Source organism: Mesorhizobium sp. M7A.F.Ca.CA.002.04.1.1 (genome assembly GCF_004022805.1).
GTDB classification, from domain to species: Bacteria; Pseudomonadota; Alphaproteobacteria; order Rhizobiales; family Rhizobiaceae; genus Mesorhizobium; species Mesorhizobium ciceri.
In genome coordinates this window covers 1-2,274 of the sequence record NZ_RZPL01000842.1, presented here as the reverse complement: position 1 = coordinate 2,274, position 2,274 = coordinate 1, and the positions used below count along the sequence as shown (strand labels likewise).

At 64.0% G+C, this 2,274-nt stretch carries 3 protein-coding genes; all 3 read right to left on the bottom strand.

The window, feature by feature from the left end; genetic code table 11:
* Positions 1-654 (bottom strand): aldose 1-epimerase family protein (locus tag ENZ75_RS29275; protein WP_164888096.1); only part of this gene is annotated, 654 nt, incomplete at its 3' end.
* A gap of 175 nt (positions 655-829) precedes the next feature.
* The gene (locus ENZ75_RS29270) at positions 830-1,546 is read right to left on the bottom strand and encodes a Bax inhibitor-1/YccA family protein (protein ID WP_013531512.1); all 717 of its coding nucleotides are present in this window, start codon (positions 1,544-1,546) and stop codon (positions 830-832) included.
* Between the two features lie 23 nt (positions 1,547-1,569).
* On the bottom strand, positions 1,570-2,274 hold a 705-nt coding region (locus tag ENZ75_RS29265; RefSeq protein ID WP_164888095.1), incomplete at its 5' end, for an anti-sigma factor.

The following is a 2,274-nucleotide window of genomic DNA, read 5'->3' as shown; positions in this document are numbered from 1 at the left end:
ATAACGCACGCTGGAGCTGGCGGGCTGGTCCATGATCACCGCGTCCTCGTCGAACAACCGCTCGGAGAGCGGGAGTATGTTGCCTTCGACAGGCGTCGGCTGCGGCGTTTTCAGCAGCAGTCCGTCCTTAAGGCGGCGGATCGGCGCCGGTTCATCGTGGGCAAAGATCAGCCGGTAATCCGTCTTGGCCAGATCCGGCTGCAAGGGCCAATTGAATGCCGGGTGCGCCCCGATCGATGCCGGCAGCGGCTCATCGCCGGTGTTGGTGATGTCGAAAGTCACATCAAGCTGCTGGCGGACCAGCGTGTAGGTCACTTCAAGCCGAAAGGCGAACGGATAGCGCGCCCGGGTGTCGGCGTCGTCGGCAAGCACCAGCGTGCAGGATCGCGGTCCCTTCCGCGCCCAGGCAAACGGCTTGTCGCGCGCGAACCCGTGCTGCGTCATTGGATAGGTCCGGCCGCGATGGCGCAGATGATCGCCCGCCAGCCGCCCTACGATCGGGAACAGCACCGGCGAGTGACGCCGCCATTCCGGCCCCGCCTGCCACAGGAATTCGAATCCGCGCACATCTTGCAGCGAAATCAGTTCGGCGCCCTGCGCAACGATGGTCGCCGAGATACCGTCGCCATGAAGCGTTTGGCTGTCCTGTGCCACATTTCCTCGCGGGTCGTTGTTGAAGGCCGGCGCGGTGGGCAGACTAGCAAAAGCGCTTCGGGACTCAAGGTGCAGCCTGGTTCTGCAGGAACGAATTGTGGCCGGAGGATCTCCCTCCGGCCACCTCTCCGCATCAAGAGCAATAACCCTCGCTCTTGCCCACAGCGGATAGTCGTTATTCGCGTTCGCCGGTGAAATTCAGCAGCAGCTGGAAGATGTTGATGAAGTTCAGATAGAGCGAGAAGGCGCCGAAGACGGCAAGTTTCTGGCGCGATTCCGCGTCGAAATTCTCGGCATACTGTTCCTTGATCGTCTGCGTGTCCCAGGCGGTCAGGCCGATGAACACGGCGATGCCGATCACCGAGATGGCGAACTGCAGCGCGGTCGAGCCGAGGAAGATGTTGACGATGCTGGCGATCACCACGCCGATCAGGCCCATGATCAGGAACGACGAGAACTGGGTCAGGTCGCGCTTTGTCGTGTAGCCGTACAGGCTGGTGGCGCCGAACATGGTGGCTGCGATGAAGAAGGTGCGCGCGATGCTGGTTCCGGTGAACACCAGAAACACGGAGGCGAGCGAGAGGCCCATGACCGCGCAGAAGGCCCAGAACATCGCCTGGGCATTCGCCGCGGACATGGTCTGCATCTTGAACGAGAACAGCATGACGAAGGCGAGCGGTGCCAGCATCACCACCCATTTCAGCGGGCTGGAGAAGATCGGCACGTAGAGCGCCGGCGTCGATGAGATCATGAAGGCGACGAGGCCGGTGACCACCAGGCCGACACCCATGTAGTTGTAGACGCGCAGCATATGCTGGCGCAGGCCCTCGTCGAAGACGGCTCCGGTTTGGGCGCCGGCGGCGACGCGATATCCCAGATTGGGGGTGTTCATTTGCGTTCTCCTTTGTGGATCGATCAGTAGAGCGTCTTGGCGAGCGTCTCTGCGGCGCGGTCGAGGTCGTGGACCTCGCTTCGTCCGACCACCGCATAAGCCACATCGCCGATCTGGAAATAGGCCGATGAGATGTCGCCCGAGGGCGCGATCGTCGGCTTGACGACGTCGAAGGTTCCAGGCCGGATCGCAAACAGCGACACCAGCCCCATGTCTTTCGTCTCGACCGCCATCTCGACGCTCGGACCAAAGCGGGACGGATAGATCTGCACGTCGCGGACCTTCCAATCCTTGGGCAGCGACGGCATGACGATGGCGGTCGCGGCGCGAATCTCGCCGGCGTTGTAGTTGGGCGCCTCGGGCTGCGACGGCATGCTCTCGCGCACCAGCGTGGTCCTGTGGGCCCGCACTGCGTCGTCGACATAGGCGGGCGGCTGCGGCGAGGCGACGACCTTGGTCACCGACATCGGCCCGATGATACCGTTCGCCAGCCACCCGGCGGCGACGAAGACAGCAACCACCGCGGCGCGCTGCAGCACACCGAAGATGCGGCCGCGGGCAAGCCCCCTCTCCAGCCGCCGCGCGGCATCGGCGGTCGCGGGCCGTGCCATACCTTTGGAGCCGGCAAGCGCCACGCGCAGTTCATCGCGGGTCCTGAGATCCGACATCACGCGCGCCGCCGCCTCCGGGCGAGCGGACAAGAATGCCTCCACCTCGATGCGGCGGGT